This window comes from Pseudogulbenkiania sp. AW2-16 (assembly GCF_056824575.1).
The window spans coordinates 702,743-722,661 of record NZ_CP157668.1 but is presented as its reverse complement, the minus strand read 5'-3'; the positions used below and the strand labels follow the sequence as shown (position 1 = coordinate 722,661).

16 protein-coding genes, 5 tRNA genes and 1 pseudogene are annotated in these 19,919 nt (G+C 61.1%); 20 read left to right on the top strand and 2 right to left on the bottom strand.

Annotation, left to right across the window (positions count from 1 at the left end; genetic code table 11):
- Window positions 1–36 precede the first annotated feature (36 nt).
- Both ftsY and ABKF58_RS03530 read right to left on the bottom strand, forming a co-directional pair.
- A complete protein-coding gene (gene ftsY / locus ABKF58_RS03535) occupies window positions 37–969 on the bottom strand; it encodes a signal recognition particle-docking protein FtsY (protein ID WP_482583369.1) in 933 nt (310 codons plus the stop codon).
- Window positions 966–1,112 (bottom strand): hypothetical protein, encoded by a 147-nt coding sequence (locus ABKF58_RS03530; protein WP_482583368.1) that lies wholly within the window; start codon window positions 1,110–1,112, stop codon window positions 966–968. Before ABKF58_RS03530 ends, ftsY begins: the two co-directional genes overlap by 4 nt.
- Before the next feature lie 72 nt (window positions 1,113–1,184).
- Here ABKF58_RS03530 and ABKF58_RS03525 point away from each other — a divergent pair, with 72 nt between their 5' ends.
- The 20 genes and pseudogenes from ABKF58_RS03525 (at window position 1,185) to rpsG (ending at window position 19,897) form a co-directional block, all read left to right on the top strand.
- Window positions 1,185–2,555: a M16 family metallopeptidase gene (locus tag ABKF58_RS03525; protein ID WP_482583367.1), complete on the top strand. Its 1,371-nt coding sequence runs from the start codon at window positions 1,185–1,187 to the stop codon at window positions 2,553–2,555.
- Entirely contained in the window at window positions 2,545–3,864 is a 1,320-nt protein-coding gene (locus ABKF58_RS03520; protein ID WP_482583366.1) for a M16 family metallopeptidase, read from the top strand. The genes ABKF58_RS03525 and ABKF58_RS03520 overlap by 11 nt, the downstream gene beginning before the upstream one ends.
- 228 nt (window positions 3,865–4,092) lie before the next feature.
- Window positions 4,093–4,653, top strand: a complete 561-nt coding sequence (gene rsmD / locus ABKF58_RS03515; RefSeq protein ID WP_482583365.1) for a 16S rRNA (guanine(966)-N(2))-methyltransferase RsmD — start codon at window positions 4,093–4,095, stop codon at window positions 4,651–4,653.
- 101 nt (window positions 4,654–4,754) lie between these two features.
- The gene (locus tag ABKF58_RS03510; RefSeq protein ID WP_008955878.1) at window positions 4,755–5,006 is read left to right on the top strand and encodes a YfhL family 4Fe-4S dicluster ferredoxin; all 252 of its coding nucleotides are present in this window, start codon (window positions 4,755–4,757) and stop codon (window positions 5,004–5,006) included.
- A gap of 152 nt (window positions 5,007–5,158) precedes the next feature.
- A tRNA-Tyr gene (locus tag ABKF58_RS03505) sits at window positions 5,159–5,243 on the top strand.
- 55 nt (window positions 5,244–5,298) lie between these two features.
- Window positions 5,299–5,372, top strand: a tRNA-Gly gene (locus tag ABKF58_RS03500).
- Window positions 5,373–5,394: 22 nt separating this feature from the next.
- A tRNA-Thr gene (locus ABKF58_RS03495) sits at window positions 5,395–5,469 on the top strand.
- A 36-nt stretch (window positions 5,470–5,505) separates the two neighbouring features.
- The gene (tuf, locus tag ABKF58_RS03490; RefSeq protein WP_008955879.1) at window positions 5,506–6,696 is read left to right on the top strand and encodes an elongation factor Tu; all 1,191 of its coding nucleotides are present in this window, start codon (window positions 5,506–5,508) and stop codon (window positions 6,694–6,696) included.
- A 14-nt stretch (window positions 6,697–6,710) separates the two neighbouring features.
- Window positions 6,711–6,786, top strand: a tRNA-Trp gene (locus ABKF58_RS03485).
- Window positions 6,787–6,854: 68 nt separating this feature from the next.
- Window positions 6,855–7,208, top strand: coding sequence for a preprotein translocase subunit SecE (gene secE / locus ABKF58_RS03480; RefSeq protein ID WP_008955880.1), 354 nt, complete (start codon window positions 6,855–6,857; stop codon window positions 7,206–7,208).
- 2 nt (window positions 7,209–7,210) lie between these two features.
- Window positions 7,211–7,744, top strand: a complete 534-nt coding sequence (gene nusG, locus ABKF58_RS03475) for a transcription termination/antitermination protein NusG (protein ID WP_008955881.1) — start codon at window positions 7,211–7,213, stop codon at window positions 7,742–7,744.
- A 99-nt stretch (window positions 7,745–7,843) separates the two neighbouring features.
- Complete coding sequence (gene rplK / locus ABKF58_RS03470) at window positions 7,844–8,275, top strand: 50S ribosomal protein L11 (RefSeq protein ID WP_008955882.1); 432 nt, start codon at window positions 7,844–7,846, stop codon at window positions 8,273–8,275.
- Entirely contained in the window at window positions 8,275–8,970 is a 696-nt protein-coding gene (gene rplA, locus ABKF58_RS03465) for a 50S ribosomal protein L1 (protein WP_008955883.1), read from the top strand. The genes rplK and rplA overlap by 1 nt, the downstream gene beginning before the upstream one ends.
- A 161-nt stretch (window positions 8,971–9,131) precedes the next feature.
- Window positions 9,132–9,206: transfer RNA gene (locus ABKF58_RS03460), tRNA-Thr, on the top strand.
- 86 nt (window positions 9,207–9,292) lie between these two features.
- Window positions 9,293–9,790 carry a 50S ribosomal protein L10 gene (rplJ, locus tag ABKF58_RS03455; protein ID WP_008955884.1) on the top strand — a complete coding sequence of 166 codons (498 nt, stop codon included), beginning with the start codon at window positions 9,293–9,295 and terminating at the stop codon, window positions 9,788–9,790.
- 36 nt (window positions 9,791–9,826) lie between these two features.
- Entirely contained in the window at window positions 9,827–10,198 is a 372-nt protein-coding gene (gene rplL, locus ABKF58_RS03450; protein WP_008955885.1) for a 50S ribosomal protein L7/L12, read from the top strand.
- A 157-nt stretch (window positions 10,199–10,355) separates the two neighbouring features.
- A pseudogene (rpoB, locus tag ABKF58_RS03445) lies at window positions 10,356–14,532 on the top strand (DNA-directed RNA polymerase subunit beta).
- 60 nt (window positions 14,533–14,592) lie between these two features.
- Window positions 14,593–18,786 (top strand): DNA-directed RNA polymerase subunit beta', encoded by a 4,194-nt coding sequence (gene rpoC / locus ABKF58_RS03440; protein ID WP_482583364.1) that lies wholly within the window; start codon window positions 14,593–14,595, stop codon window positions 18,784–18,786.
- A 161-nt stretch (window positions 18,787–18,947) separates the two neighbouring features.
- Window positions 18,948–19,319 carry a 30S ribosomal protein S12 gene (gene rpsL / locus ABKF58_RS03435; protein ID WP_008955888.1) on the top strand — a complete coding sequence of 124 codons (372 nt, stop codon included), beginning with the start codon at window positions 18,948–18,950 and terminating at the stop codon, window positions 19,317–19,319.
- Between the two features lie 107 nt (window positions 19,320–19,426).
- Window positions 19,427–19,897, top strand: a complete 471-nt coding sequence (gene rpsG / locus ABKF58_RS03430) for a 30S ribosomal protein S7 (RefSeq protein ID WP_008955889.1) — start codon at window positions 19,427–19,429, stop codon at window positions 19,895–19,897.
- The last annotated feature ends 22 nt before the right edge of the window (window positions 19,898–19,919 follow it).

Below are 19,919 nucleotides of genomic sequence, written 5' to 3'. Positions count from 1 at the left end.
ACGATGCCAGGGCGGAGCCGCCCGATGGAGCGGCTCTCAGTCGAACAGCGCGTCAACGTAGTCCTTGGCATTGAACGGGCGCAGGTCGTCGATGCTTTCGCCGACGCCGACAAAGCGCAGCGGCACCGGGTTCTGCTTGGCGATGGCGGCGATCACCCCGCCCTTGGCGGTGCCGTCGAGCTTGGTCAGGATCAGCCCGGTCAGGCCGAGCGCCTCGTCGAACACCTTCACCTGGTTGATGGCGTTCTGGCCGATGTTGGCGTCCAGCACCAGCATCACCTCGTGTGGCGCTTCCGGCAGGGCCTTCTGGATCACCCGCTTCACCTTCTTGATCTCTTCCATCAGGTGCAGCTGCGTCGGCAGGCGCCCGGCGGTGTCGGCCAGCACGATGTCGATGCCGCGCGCCTGCGCCGCCTTGATGGCGTCGAAACAGACCGCGGCCGAGTCGCCGCTCTGCTGGGCGATCACGGTGACGTTATTGCGCTCGCCCCAGGCGATCAGCTGCTCGCGCGCGGCGGCGCGGAAGGTGTCGCCGGCGGCCAGCAGCACCGACTTGCCCTGCGACTGGAAGTACTTGGCCAGCTTGCCGATGCTGGTGGTCTTGCCAGCGCCGTTGACGCCCGCCATCATGATGACATAGGGTTTGCGACCGGCGATGTCGAGCGGCTGCTCCAGCGGACCGATCAAGTCGTTCAACGAGTCCTTCAGCGCCCCCTTCAGTTCGGCGGCATCCTTCAGGCCCCGGAGCGAGACGCGCTCGCGCACGTCCTTGAGCAGGTGCAGGGTGGCGTCGACGCCCATGTCGGCGGTCAACAGCACCGTCTCTAGTTCGTCGTACAGGTCCTCGTCGATCTTGCCGCCGCCGAACAGGCCGGCCAGCGACTTGCCGAGCTTGTCGCGGGTTTTCGACAGGCCGGCCTTGAGCCGCTCGGTCCAGCTCGGTTTTTTCGGCGGCGCAGCCTCGGTCACGACCGGCGCGGTGACGGCGGGTTCCGGGGCCGGGGGGCGTCGGCGATGTGGGTCTCGGCGATGGCGGTGGCGTTGGTGGCGGGTGTTTCACTGCTGGCCGGGGTGGCCGGCGGCGCAGACTTCTTCTTGAAGAAACTAAACATGCTGGGCTGTAGTCAACTTATGGCATCGGATGGACCAAATTGTATCCTCAAATCAGGCATAGGGCAGATTCCGTGATTTCTAGAACCCTCTCGACTGTTGCGGGCGTGGTGTTTCTCGGGGTGTGCGGCGTGGTTTCGGCCGAACCCGTCGAGGCCGTGCTCGACAACGGCATGAAAATCGTGGTGCAGCGCGACGAGCGCGCGCCGGTGGCGGTATCGCAGCTGTGGTACCGCGTCGGCAGTGTGGACGAGGTCAACGGCCGCACCGGGCTGTCGCACCTGCTGGAACACATGATGTTCAAAGGCACGCCGACGGTGCCGGCCGGCGAATTCAGCCGCCTCATTGCCCAGGCCGGGGGGAAGGACAACGCCTTCACCTCGCGCGACTACACCGTCTACTTCCAGCAGCTGGCCGCCGACAAGCTGCCGCTGGCGCTCAAGCTGGAGGCGGATCGCATGCACAACCTGTCGTTCAAGGACAGCGATTTCACCAGCGAACTGCAGGTGGTCAAGGAAGAGCGGCGCATGCGCACCGACGACCAGCCGGCCGGCATCATGGCCGAAACCCTGTTCGCCAACGCCTTCGTCGCCAGCCCGGTGCGCTACCCGGTGATCGGCTGGATGGACGACCTCGATCACATGAAGCCGGACGACCTGCGCCAGTGGTACCGCCACTGGTACGGCCCGAACAACGCCACGCTGGTGGTGGTGGGCGATGTCGATCCGCAGGCGGTGATCGCCGAGGCGCGCCGCCAGTTCGGTGCGCTCAAGCCGGTGGCGCTGCCCGAGCGCCGGCCGCAGCTCGAGCCGGAACAGAAGGGCGGGCGCCGGGTCAGCGTCAAGGCGGTGTCGCCGCTGCCCTCCCTGACGCTGGCGTGGCAGGTGCCGCGGCTGGAGAAGGTCGATGCGCAGCGGCCGTATGCCTTATATATGTTGTCGGCGATTCTCGACGGCCAGGCCGCGTCGCGCCTGCCGCGCCGCCTGGTGCGCGAGCAGCGCGTCGCCACCGAGGTGTCGGCCGACTACGACATGCTCGGCCGCGGCGGGGCCCTGTTCACGCTCAGCGGGGTGCCGGCCCAGGACAAGACCCTGGCGCAACTGGAACAGGCCCTACGCCAGGAAATCGCCCGCATCGCCCGCGACGGTGTCAGCGAGCGCGAGCTGGAACGCGTGCGACTGCAGCTGCAGGCCGGGCGCATCTACGAGAAGGATTCGATGTTTGCCCAGGCCATGCGGATCGGCAACCTGGAAAGCATCGGCTTCTCCTGGCGCGACGACGCCACCATCGACGCCAATATCGCCAAGGTCAGCGCGCGGCAGGTGCAAGAGGCCGCCCGCACGCTGGTCGACGACCATCTGACTGTCGTGACGCTATTGCCGCAGCAGGGAGAGACGCCGCGTACGCCGGCCATGCCACAAGGGGATCAGACTCATGTCCGTTAAACTGCGCAAAAGCGTGATCGGCTGGCTGGCCGCCTCCATGCTGCTGAGTGGCATGGCGCAGGCGGTGACCATCCAGCACTGGAACAGCGCCCAGGGGGCCCGCGTCTACTTCGTCGAGGCCCATGCCAACCCCATCGTCGACCTGCGCGTCGAGTTCGACGCCGGCAATCGGCGCGAAGACCCGGCCAAGCCCGGCGTCAGCGACATGACCGCCAGCCTGCTCGACGCCGGCACCGCCAAGCGCAGCGAAGAACAGTTGCGCGAAGCGCTGGCCGATATCGCCTCGTCGCTGTCGGCGTTCGCCGAACTCGAGGGGGCCGGTATCACGCTGCGCACCCTGGCGCGTCCGGCGGTGCGCGAACAAGCCGTGGCGCTGGCGGCGGACGTGCTGGCCCGGCCCGTTTTCCCCGCGGCCATCCTCGAGCGGGAAAAGGCGCGCACCATCGAAAACCTGCGCCAGGAAGAGAACGACGCCGGTTTCCTGGCGCAGCGCGAGCTGACCCGGCAGATGTACCCGCAGCATCCCTACGGCATCAACGCCCGGGTGTCCGCGGCATCGCTCAAATCGATCACCCGCGCCGACCTGCTGGCGTTCTGGCGCAGCCACTACCAGCCGCGCTACGCCGTGGTGTCGATCGTCGGCGACCTGAGCCGGGCGGAAGCCGAAAGGTTGGCCGAAGAACTGCTCGCGGGGCTCGCCAACCGCCCGGGCAGCCTGCCCGCCATGCCGCCGGTGGCATTACCGCCCGCCGGCAAGACGGTCAAGCTGACCCATCCCGGGGCGCAGACCCACATGGCGCTGGGCATGCCGGTGATCACCCGTGACGATCCGGATTACTTCCCCCTGCTGGTCGGCAATTACGCGCTGGGCGGCGGCGGCTTCGACGCCCGGCTGATGAAGGAAGTGCGCGACAAGCGCGGCCTCACCTATGGCGTCAGCAGCAACTTCAGCCCGTATCAGCGCGCCGGCGAATTCGCTATCGGGCTCTCCACCCGCAACGACCAGGCCGCGACTGCCCTTAAGGTCACGCGTGACACGCTGCAACAGTTCATCGAGGAGGGACCGAGCGCGGCCGAGCTGGAGCAGGCCAAGGCCAACATCATCGGAGGCTTCCCCTTGCGCTTCGATAGTAACGGCAAGCTGCTGGGCTATCTCGGCGTGATCGGTTTGTACCAGCTGCCGCTGACTTTCCTCGACGATTACGTGAAGCACGTCGCGGCGGTCACGCCAGAACAAGTACGCGATGCCTGGCGACGTCGTATCCACCCCGAGCAAATGGCGACGGTCATCGTTGGGCCGAATTCCTGACCGTTACCAACGTGGCTGCTCCCGCCTGCGCACGGCCAGGGCCGGCGGAGGGGGCAAGCAGGGGCGCTGTGGGCGTCGCCGGCTGTGTCGATCGAGACCGGGCCCCAGTCCTTGCCGGTTGGCGATGTCGTCCCTTGATCGTCCACGCAGCGGTTAACTGATTAAAATTAAGGCGCCGAGCACCGGATCACGGTAAACTCTGCGCCTTGATTTTTTTACCGCTTTACCATGAGTCAAGCCAGAAACCAAGTTCGGATCATCGGTGGCGACTACCGTCGCCGGCAATTGTCGTTCCCCGACGCCGAAGGCCTTCGGCCAACCCCCGACCGCGTGCGCGAAACCCTGTTCAACTGGCTTGGACAGGAGCTGGACGGGCTCAACTGCCTCGATCTGTTCGCCGGCAGCGGCGCGCTGGGTTTCGAAGCCGCCTCGCGCCGGGCGCGGCGCGTGGTCATGGTGGAAAAATCGCGCAAGGTCGCCGACAGCCTCAAGGCCAATCGCCAGCTGCTCACGGCGCAGTCGGTCGAGGTCGTGGTGATGGATGCGCTGCATTACCTCAAAAGCTGCCGCGAGCGCTTCGACCTGGTGTTTCTCGATCCACCCTACCGTTCCGAGCTGCTCGAGCAAATCCTGCCGCTGCTGCCCGCCGTGCTCGCTGACGATGCGCGAGTCTACGTCGAGGCGGCCAGTTGGCCCGGACTCGACGGCTGGCAACGGATAAAAGAAGGCCGCGCCGGCCTGGTCCATTACGGGCTGCTCGGGTGGGACCGGCCAGAAGCAAGCCTGTAGCCCGCCGCGCCGGAGCTCGCTATATCCATATAACAGTGAGGACTTGCGGGCCGGCAAGCCGGGTGACAGAATTCAAACATGAAATACTTGAGGAAAATACTATGTCTTTGATGATTACTGACGAGTGCATCAACTGCGACGTCTGTGAGCCGGAGTGCCCGAACAACGCCATCTCGCAGGGCGAGGAAATCTACGAGATCGACCCCAACCTGTGTACCCAGTGTGTCGGCCATTACGACGAACCGCAGTGCCAGCAGGTCTGTCCGGTCGACTGCATTCCGCTGGATCCGAACCGCCAGGAAACGCAGGACGAGCTGTATCAGAAGTATCTGCGCATCAGCGGCAAGGCCTGATGCGACGCTAAGTGCCTGATGCGAAAAGAGAAGGGTTCGGTGGCAAGTCATGCCGCCGGACCCTTCGGTTTTTTATTTGCAAGAAAATGCGGTTTTTTCAAAAAAGGTGTTGACGGCCTTCGGAGCTGTCTATAATATTCGGGTCTCTTTCAGGAGGGATTCCCGAGCGGTCAAAGGGATCAGACTGTAAATCTGACGGCTCTGCCTTCGAAGGTTCGAATCCTTCTCCCTCCACCAGAATACTTTTAAACGTCTTGGCGGCGTGTAGTAAAGTCGTCCGTGATCGTGATGGGCGGGTGTAGCTCAATGGTAGAGCAGAAGCCTTCCAAGCTTACGACGAGGGTTCGATTCCCTTCACCCGCTCCAGGCGTTATATGTCAGTTTTAGGGCCCATGTAGCTCAGGGGTAGAGCACTCCCTTGGTAAGGGAGAGGTCGGCAGTTCAATTCTGCCCATGGGCACCACCCGCTTAATTTGTTTCGGATTCAGGAAATTTTGCCATGGCTAAGGAAAAGTTTGCGCGGACTAAACCGCACGTAAACGTCGGCACCATCGGTCACGTTGACCATGGTAAAACTACGCTGACCGCCGCTATCACCACCATTCTGTCGAAGAAGTTCGGTGGCGAAGCCAAAGACTACTCCCAGATCGATAGCGCGCCGGAAGAAAAGGCTCGTGGTATTACCATCAATACCGCGCACGTAGAATACGAAACCGAAAACCGCCACTACGCCCACGTAGACTGCCCGGGCCACGCCGACTATGTGAAGAACATGATCACCGGTGCTGCCCAGATGGATGGCGCGATCCTGGTGTGCTCGGCCGCTGACGGTCCGATGCCGCAAACCCGCGAACACATCCTGCTGTCCCGTCAGGTAGGTGTACCGTACATCATCGTCTACCTGAACAAGGCAGACCTGGTGGACGACGCCGAGCTGCTGGAACTGGTGGAAATGGAAGTGCGTGACCTGCTGTCGTCCTACGACTTCCCGGGTGACGATACCCCGATCATCATCGGCTCCGCTCGTCTGGCGCTGGAAGGCGACCAGTCCGAATACGGCGAACCGTCGATCTTCCGTCTGGCCGACGCGCTGGACAGCTACATCCCGACCCCGGAACGTGCGGTAGACAAGCCGTTCCTGCTGCCGATCGAAGACGTGTTCTCGATCTCCGGCCGTGGCACCGTGGTGACCGGTCGTGTTGAGCGCGGCATCGTCAAGGTCGGTGAAGAGCTGGAAATCGTGGGCCTGAAGGCCACCGCCAAGACCACCTGCACCGGCGTGGAAATGTTCCGCAAGCTGCTGGACCAAGGTCAGGCTGGTGACAACGTCGGCGTGCTGCTGCGCGGTACCAAGCGTGAAGACGTTGAGCGTGGCCAGGTTCTGGCCAAGCCGGGTTCGATCACCCCGCACACCAAGTTCTCTGCTTCGGTCTACGTACTGAGCAAAGAAGAAGGCGGCCGTCACACCCCGTTCTTCGCCAACTACCGTCCGCAGTTCTACTTCCGCACCACCGACGTGACCGGCGCTGTTAGCCTGGCCGAAGGCGTGGAAATGGTAATGCCGGGTGACAACGTGGAAATCACCGTGGAACTGATCGCTCCGATCGCCATGGAAGAAGGTCTGCGCTTCGCCATCCGCGAAGGTGGCCGTACCGTCGGCGCCGGCGTCGTTGCCAAGATCATCGCTTGATCTGAAAAGGTTTTAGGCCAGTAGCTCAATTGGTAGAGTATCGGTCTCCAAAACCGAGGGTTGGGGGTTCGAGACCCTCCTGGCCTGCCAATTAAGACCAGCCGGCGCTTGCGCGCCGGTTGGTCTTTTGTCGCATTCACGCAGAGAAAATCCCGCACATGGAAATGCAAGACAAAATCAAGCTGGCACTGGCAGGGCTGATCGTCGCTGTCGGTATTGTTGGCTTTTACATGATTCCGGAAACCCAGGGTGTGCTGCGGGTGCTGGCCTTTGTGGTCAGTCTGGCTGCGGCGGCTGCCGTGGTGTGGACTTCGGCGACCGGCAAGGCCTTCGTCGGCTACGCCCAGGAGTCGGTGGCGGAAGGTCGCAAGGTGGTATGGCCGACACGCAAGGAGGCCCTGCAGATGACGGGCCTGGTGTTCGTGTTCGTATTGATCCTGGCGTTATTCATGTGGCTGGTCGACTCGGGGTTGTCCTGGCTGTTCTATGACGTGCTTCTCGGTCGAGGTTAATAATGGCTAAGCGTTGGTATGTGGTGCATGCCTATTCGGGTTTTGAAAAGAGCGTGCAGAAGGCGCTGCGAGAGCGTATCGAGCGCTCCGAGGTAGCTGACCTGTTCGGTCAGGTGCTGGTGCCGGTAGAGGAAGTGGTTGACGTCAAGAATGGCCGCAAGTCCATCTCGGAGCGCAAATTCTTCCCTGGCTACGTGCTGGTCGAAATGGAAATGACCGATGAAACCTGGCATCTGGTGAAGAGCACGCCGAAAGTCACCGGCTTCGTTGGTGGTACCGCCAACCGCCCGGCTCCGATTTCCAAGAAGGAAGTCGAGTCGATCATGCAGCAAATGCAGGAGGGCGTGGAAAAGCCGAAGCCGAAGGTGTTGTTCGAGGTCGGCGAGAGGGTGCGAGTCATCGATGGGCCGTTCAACGACTTCAATGGTTCGGTCGATGAGGTGAACTACGAGCGCAACAAGATTCGCGTTTCGGTGCAGATCTTCGGGCGTGAAACACCGGTTGAGCTGGATTTCAACCAGGTAGAAAAGCTGTAATTCTGCTTGGCAGTTTGTTGGAGGGCATGTATAATCATGCCCTTTCGTCTGGGAAGCGGGCGCCTCGCCTGCGTTACTACCCGTATTAGGAGCTAAATCGTGGCAAAGAAGATTGTCGGCTATATCAAGCTGCAAGTGCCCGCTGGTAAAGCCAACCCGTCGCCGCCGATCGGTCCGGCGCTGGGTCAGCGTGGTCTGAACATCATGGAATTCTGCAAGGCGTTCAACGCCCAGACTCAAGGCGTCGAGCCGGGTCTGCCGATTCCGGTTGTGATCACTGCCTACGCGGATAAGTCCTTCACCTTCGTGATGAAGACTCCGCCGGCAACCATCCTGCTGAAGAAGGCCGCTGGTATCCAGAAGGGTAGCCCGAAGCCGCATACCGACAAGGTGGGTACCGTTACTCGCGCCCAGCTGGAAGAGATCGCCAAGACCAAGTCCCCGGACCTGACCGCTGCCGATCTGGATGCTGCCGTGCGCACCATCGCCGGTTCCGCTCGTTCCATGGGTCTGAAAGTGGAGGGTGTGTAATGGCTAAGGTTTCCAAGCGCCTGAAGGCTCTGAATGCCAAGATCGACGCCAACAAGCTGTACGCTGTTGACGAGGCTCTGTCGCTGGTAAAAGAAGCGGCTACCGCCAAGTTCGACGAGTCGATCGACATCGCCGTGAACCTGGGTGTGGATCCGCGTAAATCCGACCAGGTCGTGCGCGGCTCCGTGGTGCTGCCGCGCGGTACCGGTAAGTCGGTGCGTGTTGCCGTGTTTGCTCAAGGCGCCAACGCCGAAGCCGCCAAGGCTGCCGGTGCTGAAATCGTCGGTTTCGACGATCTGGCCGAGCAAATCAAGGCTGGTCAGCTGGACTTCGACGTTGTTATCGCTTCTCCGGATGCGATGCGCGTGGTCGGTCAACTGGGTCAGATCCTCGGTCCGCGCGGCCTGATGCCGAACCCGAAGGTGGGTACCGTGACCCCGAACGTTGCCGAAGCCGTGAAGAACGCCAAGGCCGGTCAGGTTCAGTACCGTACCGACAAGGCAGGTATCATTCACGCTACCATCGGCCGTGCTTCCTTCGAAGCCGAAGCCCTGCGTGAAAACCTGTCCGCTCTGGTCGACGCCCTGGTGAAAGCCAAGCCGGCTGCTTCCAAGGGCCTGTACCTGCGGAAAATCGCCGTATCCAGCACCATGGGTGTTGGTGTGCGCGTAGATACCAGCACCGTCAACGCTTAATGCGATGGTGCGGCAAACCTCTGGGTTTGCCATGACTTTGGGCCGGCGGGCGTTTCGCCCGCCGGATTGTCAAAGACCGTAGGAGCCGCAAGGCTTAATCGTCGCAAGACATCCTGCGCAGACGGTGTGCCCGAGTAGAAGGCTGTCAAAACGTCTTACGGGCCCATGTAGCTCAGGGGTAGAGCACTCCCTTGGTAAGGGAGAGGTCGGCGGTTCAATTCCGCCCATGGGCACCATCAGATAGTTCTGCTGTGTCTCCTGAACAGGTCGCCGCTGCAAAGCGGAGCGGTTCGCCGCTTCATTTCAGACTAGGAGCTAGACCTTGAGTCTCAATCTTGAAGATAAAAAGGCGGTAGTGGCCGAAGTATCTGCCCAACTGGTAGATGCCCAGACCCTCGTTATCGCCGAATATCGTGGCATCGAGGTTGGTAGCATGACCCAACTCCGTGCGAAAGCACGTGAGAACGGTGTGTATCTGCGCGTTCTGAAGAACACGCTGGTGCGTCGCGCCGTGGCCGACACCGCCTTCGCGGGCCTGGCTGACCAGATGGTCGGTCCGCTCGTGTACGGTATTTCGGCTGACCCGGTTGCTGCTGCCAAGGTGCTGCAACAGTTCGCCAAGCAAGATGACAAAATCGTCATCAAGGCAGGTTCTTACGATGGCAAGGTGCTGGACGCCGCTCAGGTAGCTGAGCTGGCCTCGATCCCGAGTCGCGAAGAACTGCTCAGCAAGCTTCTCTACGTTCTGCAAGCTCCGATGGCCGGCTTCGCCCGCGGCCTGGCAGCCCTTGCCGAGAAGAAGCAAGCCGAGGCGGCTTAATCAATCTGACTTATTCCGAATTCAGGAGAATTTCACATGGCAATTACCAAAGAAGACATCCTCGAGGCCGTTGGCGCCCTGACCGTTATGGAACTGAACGACCTGGTTAAGGCGTTCGAAGAGAAGTTCGGCGTTTCCGCTGCTGCCGTTGCCGTTGCCGGCCCGGCTGCTGGCGGCGCTGCCGCTGCTGAAGAGAAGACCGAATTCGACGTGATCCTGTCCGCTGCTGGCGACAACAAGGTCAACGTGATCAAGGTTGTACGTGCTATCACCGGTCTGGGCCTGAAAGAAGCCAAGGATCTGGTAGACGGCGCTCCGAAGGCTGTGAAGGAAGGCGTATCCAAGGCTGAAGCCGAAGAAGTGCTGAAGCAGCTGACCGAAGCCGGTGCTAAGGCTGAAGTGAAGTAATCTTCCTGACCGGAAGATGAGTGAGGCTGGCGGAGAAATCCGCCAGCCTTATTGCGCTTGTGATTGGCCGACACGAAGAAAGTAAAAGCCAGCAATCAATGCGTGCGTGGCTGCTGACTTTTGATTTCTTGCGCCACCCCATCTCGATGGAGACTCTATGAGTTATTCGTTTACTGAGAAGAAGCGTATTCGTAAGAGCTTTGCGAAACGCGACAGTGTTCTCGATGTCCCATTCCTGTTGGCGACCCAGATCGATTCGTACACCGAATTCCTCCAGCTGGGCGTGCCTATCGACCAGCGCAAGGAGGCTGGGCTGCAGGCGGCATTCAATTCGATTTTCCCGATCGTGAGCCACAACGGCTATGCCCGTCTGGATTTCGCACACTATATTCTTGGTGAGCCCCCGTTCGATGTTCAGGAGTGCCAGCTGCGCGGCATCACCTACGCGTCGCCGTTGCGCGCGCGTATTCGCCTGACTATCCTGGACAAGGAGTCCTCCAAACCGGTGGTGAAGGAGGTGCGCGAGAATGAAGTTTACATGGGCGAAATTCCGCTCATGACCACTAACGGGTCCTTCATCATCAACGGTACCGAGCGGGTTATCGTCTCCCAGCTGCACCGTTCCCCGGGCGTGTTCTTCGAGCACGACCGCGGCAAGACGCATTCCTCGGGTAAGCTGCTGTTCTCGGCACGCGTGATTCCTTACCGTGGCTCCTGGCTCGATTTCGAATTCGATCCGAAGGATCACCTGTACTTCCGTATCGACCGTCGCCGCAAGATGCCGGTGACCATCCTGCTGAAGGCGCTGGGCTACAACGAAGAGCAGATTCTCTCCGAGTTCTACAATACCGATACCTTCTATCTCGGCAACGACGGCGTCCACATGAAAGTGGTGGCGGACCGCCTCAAGGGTGAAGTAGCCAAATTCGATATCGTGGCGCCGGACGGCAAGCTGATCGTCGCCAAGGACAAGCGCATCACCGCCAAGCATATCCGCGACATCGTCGCGGCCAACCTCGACCGTATCGAAGTACCGTCCGATGCGCTGTTGGGCAAGATGCTGGCACGCGCCGTGGTGAATACCGACAGTGGCGAAGTGATTGCCCGTGCCAACGAGGAAATCAGCGAAGAGATACTGGCCAAGCTGGCACTCGCCGAGATTCCGCAGGTTGACGTTCTGTTCACCAACGACCTGGACCAGGGCTCCTACATTGCGCAGACGTTGCGCGTGGACGACATCCAGGATCGGCTGCAGGCGCGCGTAGCGATCTACCGCATGATGCGCCCGGGCGAACCGCCGACCGAAGACGCTGTCGAGCAGCTGTTCCAGCGCCTGTTCTTTAGCCCGGACACCTACGATCTGTCGCGCGTGGGCCGGATGAAGTTCAACACCCGCACTTATCAGTACAAGTTCGACGACAAGACCCCGGAGTGGTTCAAGACGTTGATCGGTGAGAAGTTCGCCGAGCGTCGCGACGTGGCCGACGCCACGCTGACCACCGAAGACATCGTGTCGGTGATCGCCATCCTGTGCGAACTGAAGAACGGCCGTGGCGAGGTGGACGATATCGATCACCTGGGTAACCGTCGCGTGCGTTCGGTGGGTGAACTGGCCGAGAACCAGTTCCGCGCCGGTCTGGTGCGTGTCGAGCGTGCGGTCAAGGAGCGCCTGAACCAGGCCGAGTCCGACAACCTGATGCCGCACGACCTGATCAACGCCAAGCCGGTGTCGGCCGCGATCAAGGAGTTCTTCGGCTCGTCGCAGCTGTCGCAGTTCATGGACCAGACCAACCCGCTGTCGGAAATCACCCACAAGCGCCGCGTTTCGGCCCTGGGCCCGGGCGGTCTGACCCGCGAACGCGCTGGCTTCGAAGTGCGCGACGTACACCCGACCCACTACGGCCGTGTGTGCCCGATCGAAACGCCGGAAGGTCCGAACATCGGTCTGATCAACTCGCTGTCGGTCTATGCCCGTACCAACGAGTTCGGCTTCCTGGAAACCCTGTACCGCAAGGTGATCGACGGCAAGGTGACGATGGAAATCGATTACCTGTCGGCGATCGAGGAAGGCCGTTACGTCATCGCCCAGGCCAACGCCGAGCTGGACAGCGACGGTACGCTGATCGACGAACTGGTGACTTGCCGCGAGAAGGGGGAAACCATTCTGGCGACGCCGGACCGCGTGCAGTACATGGACGTGGCCACCGGTCAGGTGGTGTCGGTCGCGGCCTCGCTGATTCCGTTCCTCGAACACGATGACGCCAACCGTGCCCTGATGGGCGCCAACATGCAGCGTCAGGCCGTGCCGTGCCTGCGCCCGGAAAAGCCGTTCGTCGGTACCGGCATCGAGCGCTCGGTTGCGGTCGACTCGGGCACCACCGTGGTGGCGCGCCGTGGCGGCGTGGTCGACTACGTCGATGCCAACCGTATCGTGGTCCGCGTCAACGACGAAGAGGCCTTGGCCGGTGAAGTTGGTGTGGACATCTACAACCTCACCAAGTTCACGCGCTCCAACCAGAACACCAACATCAACCAGCGCCCGGTGGTGAAGATGGGCGACAAGATCGCCCGCGGCGACGTGGTGGCTGACGGTGCTTCGACCGACCTCGGCGAACTGGCGCTGGGTCAGAACATGACCATCGCCTTCATGCCGTGGAACGGCTACAACTTCGAGGACTCGATCCTGATCTCGGAGAAGGTGGTGGCCGAAGACCGCTACACCTCGATCCACATCGAAGAGCTGTCGGTCGTCGCGCGCGATACCAAGCTGGGGCCGGAAGAAATCACCCGCGACATCCCGAACCTGTCCGAGCGCATGGCCGGCCGTCTGGATGATTCCGGCATTGTCTACATCGGCGCCGAAGTGGAAGCCGGCGACGTGCTGGTGGGCAAGGTAACGCCGAAGGGCGAAACCCAGCTGACCCCGGAAGAGAAGCTGCTGCGTGCGATCTTCGGCGAGAAGGCGTCCGACGTGAAGGATACCTCGCTGCGCGTGCCGACCGGCATGACCGGCACCGTGATCGACGTGCAGGTGTTCACCCGTGAGGGCATCGAGCGCGACAAGCGCGCCCAGTCGATCATCGACGCCGAACTGAAGCGCTACCGCCTCGACCTGAACGACCAGCTGCGTATTTTCGACAATGACGCCTTCAGCCGTATCGAACGCCTGATCATGGGCAAGGTCGCCAATGGTGGTCCGAAGCGTCTGGCCAAGGGCACCGCGATCGATCGCGAATACCTGGACGGCTTGCCGTCCAAGCACGACTGGTTCGACATCCGCATGGCCGACGAAGACATCGCCAAGCAGCTCGAGCTGATCAAGGAAAGCCTGGCGCAGAAGCGTGAAGAATTCGACCTCAAGTTCGAAGACAAGAAGCGCAAGCTGACCCAGGGCGACGAGCTGCCGCCGGGCGTGCAGAAGATGGTCAAGGTTTACCTCGCCGTGAAGCGCCGCCTGCAGGCCGGTGACAAGATGGCCGGTCGTCACGGTAACAAGGGTGTGGTATCGCGCATCCTGCCGGTGGAAGACATGCCGTACATGGGCGATGGCCGTCCGGTCGACATCGTGCTGAACCCGCTGGGCGTACCGTCGCGTATGAACATCGGTCAGATCCTGGAAGTGCACCTGGGCTGGGCCGGCAAGGGTATCGGCGAGCAGGTCAACCGCATGCTGCAGTCGCAGCGTGCCGTGGCCGACATTCGTGGTTACCTGGAGCGCGTCTATAACCAGACCGGCAAGCCGGAAGAGATCGCCGCGATGAGTGACGCGGAAATCCTCGACCTAGCGAGCAACCTCGGCCAAGGGCATGCCGTTCGCCACGCCGGTGTTCGACGGTGCCAAGGAAGCCGAGATCAAGATGATGCTGGATCTGGCCTATCCGGACGAGGACCCGCAGACCGATCTGCTGGACTTCAACGAGTCGAAGACGCAGATGACGCTGTTCGACGGCCGCTCCGGCGAAGCCTTCGATCGCAAGGTCACGGTCGGCGTGATGCACTACCTGAAGCTGCATCACCTGGTCGACGACAAGATGCATGCCCGTTCCACCGGTCCGTACTCGCTGGTGACCCAGCAGCCGCTGGGTGGTAAGGCGCAGTTCGGTGGCCAGCGCTTCGGTGAGATGGAAGTGTGGGCGCTGGAAGCCTACGGCGCCGCCTACACCCTGCAGGAAATGCTGACCGTGAAGTCCGACGACGTGACCGGTCGTACCAAGGTGTACGAGAACATCGTCAAGGGCGAGCACAAGATCGACGCCGGCATGCCGGAGTCCTTCAACGTGCTGGTGAAGGAAATCCGCTCCCTCGGCCTCGACATCGACCTGGAACGTTATTAATTAGGATTGCCGCGCTTCGGCCAACCTTGGCCGAAGCGCGGTCTCCTGACTGGAGACGCAATGAAAGCTCTGCTCGACCTCTTTAAGCAAGTTACGCAAGAAGAAGAGTTTGATGCGATTAAGATCGGCATCGCTTCACCGGACAAGATCCGTTCCTGGTCCTACGGTGAGGTCAAGAAGCCTGAAACCATCAACTATCGTACCTTCAAGCCGGAACGCGACGGGCTGTTCTGCGCCCGCATCTTCGGGCCGGTGAAGGACTACGAATGCCTGTGCGGCAAGTACAAGCGTCTCAAGCATCGCGGCGTGATCTGCGAGAAGTGCGGCGTTGAAGTCACCCTGTCCAAGGTGCGCCGCGAGCGCATGGGCCACATCGAACTGGCCAGCCCGACCGCACACATCTGGTTCCTGAAGAGCCTGCCGTCCCGCCTGGGCATGGTGCTCGACATGACCCTGCGCGACATCGAACGCGTTCTGTACTTCGAAGGCTTCGTGGTCACCGACCCGGGCATGACCCCGATGCAGCGCGGCCAGTTGCTGACGGAGGAAGACTTCCTCGACAAGGAAGACCAGTACGGCGACGACTTCAAGGCCATGATGGGCGCCGAGGCCGTGCGCGAACTGCTGCGCAGCCTGGACCTGAACAACGAGATCGAGACCCTGCGCCGCGAGCTCGAGGCCACCAGTTCCGACACCAAGATCAAGAAGATCGCCAAGCGCCTGAAAGTGCTGGAGGCCTTCTTGCGTTCCGGCATGAAGCCGGAATGGATGATTCTGGAAGTGCTGCCGGTGCTGCCGCCGGAACTGCGTCCGCTGGTACCGCTGGACGGTGGCCGTTTCGCCACTTCCGACCTGAACGATCTGTATCGCCGTGTCATCAACCGTAACAACCGTCTGAAGCGTCTGCTGGAACTGCGCGCGCCGGACATCATCGTGCGTAACGAGAAGCGCATGCTGCAGGAATCGGTTGACTCGCTGCTCGACAACGGTCGTCGCGGCAAGGCCATGACCGGTGCTAACAAGCGTCCGCTGAAGTCGCTGGCCGACATGATCAAGGGTAAGGGCGGTCGCTTCCGTCAGAACCTGCTGGGTAAGCGCGTCGACTATTCCGGTCGTTCCGTGATTACCGTGGGTCCGACCCTGCGTCTCCACCAGTGCGGTCTGCCGAAGAAGATGGCACTGGAACTGTTCAAGCCGTTCATCTTCCACAAGCTCGAAGTGCTGGGCTTGGCCTCCACCATCAAGGCCGCCAAGAAGCTGGTTGAGCAGGAAGTGCCGGAAGTCTGGGACATCCTCGAAGACGTCATCCGCGAACATCCGGTATTGCTGAACCGTGCGCCGACGCTGCACCGTCTGGGTATCCAGGCGTTCGAGCCGGTGCTGATCGAAGGCAAGGCGATCCAGCTGCACCCGCTGGTCTGCGCGGCGTTCAACGCCGACTTCGACGGTGACCAGATGGCCGTTCACGTGCCGCTGTCGCTGGAAGCACAGATGGAAGCCCGCACCCTGATGCTGGCCACCAACAACGTGCTGTCGCCGGCCAACGGCGAGCCGATCATCGTGCCGTCGCAGGATATCGTGCTGGGTCTGTACTACATGACCCGCGACAAGGTGAACGGCAAGGGCGAAGGCATGGTGTTTGCCGACACCAAGGAAGTGCACCGCGCCTACGAAACCCGCCAGGTTGAGCTGGCTACCCGCATCACCGTGCGTCTGCGCGAGTGGGAAAAGGACGAGCAGGGCGAGTTCCAGCCGGTGATCAAGCGCTACGACACCACCGTCGGCCGCGCGCTGCTGTCGGACATCCTGCCAAAGGGCCTGCCGTTCGAACACATCAACAAGGCGCTGAAGAAGAAAGAAATCTCGAAGCTGATCAACGCTTCGTTCCGTCGTTGCGGCATCCGCGACACGGTAATCTTCGCCGACCAGCTGATGTACACCGGTTTCGCTTTCTCCACCCGCGGCGGCATCTCGATCTGCGTCGACGACATGCAGATCCCGGCCAAGAAGGTCGAGCTGCTGGGCGAAGCCCAGAAGGAAGTGAAAGAAATTGAAGAGCAGTATCGTCAAGGTCTGGTGACCAACGGCGAACGCTACAACAAGGTCGTGGACATCTGGGGTCGTACCGGCGACAAGATCGCCAAGGCGATGATGGACGACCTCTCCACCCAGAAAGTGCTGGACAAGGAAGGCAAGGAAGTCGACCAGGAGTCCTTCAACTCTATTTACATGATGGCCGACTCCGGTGCCCGGGGTTCCGCGGCACAGATCAAGCAGCTGGCCGGTATGCGGGGCCTGATGGCGAAACCGGACGGTTCGATTATCGAAACGCCGATTACTGCCAACTTCCGCGAAGGTCTGACGGTACTGCAGTACTTCATCTCGACCCACGGTGCCCGTAAGGGTCTGGCGGATACCGCGTTGAAGACCGCCAACTCCGGTTACCTGACTCGTCGTCTGGTCGACGTGACGCAGGATCTGGTGGTGATTGAGGACGATTGCGGCACCACCAACGGCTTTGTGATGAAGGCGGTATTGCAGGGCGGTGACGTGATCGAAGCGCTGCGCGACCGTATTCTCGGCCGCGTTACCGCCAGCGACGTAGTCGATCCGTCCACCAGCGAGACCGTGATCGAAGCCGGCACGCTGCTCGACGAGTATCTGGTCGAAATGATCGATAGCCTGGGCATCGACGAAGTCAAGGTACGTACCGCCATCACCTGCGACACCCGCTACGGTCTGTGCGCCAAGTGCTACGGTCGCGATCTGGCACGCGGCAAGCGCGTCAACGCCGGCGAGGCAGTCGGTGTGATCGCCGCCCAGTCGATCGGTGAACCGGGTACCCAGCTGACCATGCGCACCTTCCACATCGGTGGTGCGGCATCCCGTTCGGCCGCGGCCAGCCAGGTGGAAGGTAAGTCCAACGGTACCGTGCGCTTCTCCAGCCAGATGCGCTACGTGGCCAACAATAAGGGCGAGCTGATCGTCATCACCCGCTCCGGCGAAGTGGTGATCCACGACGACATCGGCCGCGAGCGCGAGCGTCACAAGGTGCCGTACGGTGCCACGCTGCTGGTCAACGACGGCATGGTGATCAAGGCCGGCGCCGTACTGGCCACGTGGGACCCGCACACCCGTCCGATCATCACCGAGTATGCCGGCCGCGTGAAGTTCGAGAACGTGGAAGAGGGCAACACCGTCGCCAAGCAGACCGATGAAGTAACTGGCCTGTCGACGCTGGTGGTGATCGATCCGAAGCGCCGTGCCGGTTCGCAGTCCAAGATGCTGCGTCCGCTGGTGAAGCTGCTCGACGAGTTCGGCAACGAAGTGAAGCTGGCCGGTTCCGATTCGTCGGTCTCGATCACCTTCCAGGTCGGCGCCATCATTACCGTGCGCGACGGTCAGGAAGTGGGCAAGGGCGAGGTACTGGCGCGTATTCCGCAGGAATCGACCAAGACCCGCGACATTACCGGTGGTCTGCCGCGAGTGGCCGAGCTGTTCGAAGCGCGTTCGCCGAAGGACGCCGGCATGCTGGCCGAAGTGACCGGTACCGTTTCGTTCGGTAAGGACACCAAGGGCAAGCAGCGCCTTATCATCACCGATCTGGACGGCAACGGCTTCGAGAGCCTGATCCCGAAAGACAAGCACGTCCTGGTGCACGATGGTCAGGTGGTGAACCGCGGCGAACTGATCGTCGACGGTGCCGTCGATCCGCACGACATCCTGCGCCTGCAGGGTATCGAGGCGCTGGCGCGCTACATCGTCCAGGAAGTGCAGGAAGTGTATCGTCTGCAGGGTGTGAAGATTAACGACAAGCACATCGAGGTGATCATTCGCCAGATGCTGCGTCGCGTCGTCATCACCGATTCGGGCGATACCGACTTCATCCAGGGCGAGCAGGTCGAGCGTGCTGAAGTACTGGCGAAGAACGACGAGATGTTGGCCGAAGGCAAGGAACCGGCGCATTACGACAACGTGCTGTTGGGTATCACCAAGGCCTCGCTGTCGACCGACTCCTTCATCTCGGCAGCGTCGTTCCAGGAAACCACGCGCGTGCTGACCGAAGCGGCGATCATGGGCAAGAAGGACGACCTACGTGGCCTGAAGGAAAACGTGATCGTCGGTCGTCTGATTCCGGCCGGTACCGGTCTGGCCTACCACCGCAACCGTCGCCGTCATGCGCCGGGCGGCGAGGGCGGGGCCGACCAGCAGCTGCTAGAACCGCAAATGGAGACGCTCGAAGGCAACGAGTAATCGCCTGCTGTTGCTGAAGTGTTGAAAAAACGCTGTCCTTTCAACGGTTAACGTTGGAAGGCAGCGTCTTTTCATTGACGCTGCAAGACTGCTTAAAATATAATCCTCCGTCCTTCTGGGCGGCATGTTGCCGTCCATGACTCAACAAGGAACTGATAGTAATGCCAACCATCAACCAACTCGTGCGCAAAGGCCGCCTCGCTGAACAAGCGAAGAGCAAGGTGCCGGCGCTGGAGGCCTGCCCGCAGAAGCGCGGTGTGTGCACCCGTGTTTACACCACGACCCCGAAAAAGCCGAACTCCGCACTGCGTAAAGTGTGCAAGGTTCGTCTGACCAACGGTTTCGAAGTGATTTCCTACATCGGTGGTGAAGGCCACAACCTGCAGGAACACTCCGTGGTGCTGATCCGTGGCGGTCGTGTAAAAGACTTGCCAGGTGTGCGTTATCACACCGTTCGCGGTTCGCTGGATACCGCTGGCGTGAAAGACCGTAAGCAGTCCCGTTCCAAGTACGGTGCCAAGCGTCCTAAGTAAGTCGCTAGCCTCGGAACGTGAACGGCGGTGACATACCGTCGAGTAAGTGGTTGCTCCACTGGGCGCCATGAGCATCAAGCTCAACTGAATTGATTTAAGGAATTACCATGCCAAGACGCAGAGAAGTCCCCAAGCGCGAAATCCTGCCGGATCCGAAGTTCGGTAGCCAGGATCTCTCCAAATTCATGAACGTCGTGATGATCGACGGCAAGAAATCCGTTGCAGAGCGCATTATCTACGGCGCGCTGGACCAGATTGAAAAGAAAACCGGCAAGAATGCCATTGAAGTGTTCAATACCGCACTGTCCAATGCCAAGCCGGTTGTCGAAGTGAAGAGCCGCCGCGTAGGTGGTGCAAACTATCAGGTTCCAGTTGAGGTGCGTCCGGCACGCCGTATGGCGCTCGCTATGCGCTGGTTGCGCGATGCAGCCCGCAAGCGCGGTGAAAAATCCATGGACCTGCGTCTGGCCGGTGAACTGATCGACGCGGCCGAAGGCCGTGGCGGCGCCATGAAGAAGCGTGAAGAAGTTCACCGCATGGCCGAAGCCAACAAGGCGTTCTCGCACTTCCGTTTCTAAGTTAAACCCACCGAGAAGGTTT

What these genes read in the sequence shown, in the direction of transcription:
- ABKF58_RS03530 (WP_482583368.1), bottom strand. Translation starts at nt 1,112, where the DNA reads ATGTTTAGTTTCTTCAAGAAGAAGTCTGCGCCGCCGGCCACCCCGGCC.
- ABKF58_RS03520 (WP_482583366.1), top strand. Translation starts at nt 2,545, where the DNA reads ATGTCCGTTAAACTGCGCAAAAGCGTGATCGGCTGGCTGGCCGCCTCC.
- rsmD (WP_482583365.1), top strand. Translation starts at nt 4,093, where the DNA reads ATGAGTCAAGCCAGAAACCAAGTTCGGATCATCGGTGGCGACTACCGT.
- ABKF58_RS03510 (WP_008955878.1), top strand. Translation starts at nt 4,755, where the DNA reads ATGTCTTTGATGATTACTGACGAGTGCATCAACTGCGACGTCTGTGAG.
- tuf (WP_008955879.1), top strand. Translation starts at nt 5,506, where the DNA reads ATGGCTAAGGAAAAGTTTGCGCGGACTAAACCGCACGTAAACGTCGGC.
- secE (WP_008955880.1), top strand. Translation starts at nt 6,855, where the DNA reads ATGGAAATGCAAGACAAAATCAAGCTGGCACTGGCAGGGCTGATCGTC.
- nusG (WP_008955881.1), top strand. Translation starts at nt 7,211, where the DNA reads ATGGCTAAGCGTTGGTATGTGGTGCATGCCTATTCGGGTTTTGAAAAG.
- rplA (WP_008955883.1), top strand. Translation starts at nt 8,275, where the DNA reads ATGGCTAAGGTTTCCAAGCGCCTGAAGGCTCTGAATGCCAAGATCGAC.
- rplL (WP_008955885.1), top strand. Translation starts at nt 9,827, where the DNA reads ATGGCAATTACCAAAGAAGACATCCTCGAGGCCGTTGGCGCCCTGACC.
- rpoC (WP_482583364.1), top strand. Translation starts at nt 14,593, where the DNA reads ATGAAAGCTCTGCTCGACCTCTTTAAGCAAGTTACGCAAGAAGAAGAG.
- rpsL (WP_008955888.1), top strand. Translation starts at nt 18,948, where the DNA reads ATGCCAACCATCAACCAACTCGTGCGCAAAGGCCGCCTCGCTGAACAA.
- rpsG (WP_008955889.1), top strand. Translation starts at nt 19,427, where the DNA reads ATGCCAAGACGCAGAGAAGTCCCCAAGCGCGAAATCCTGCCGGATCCG.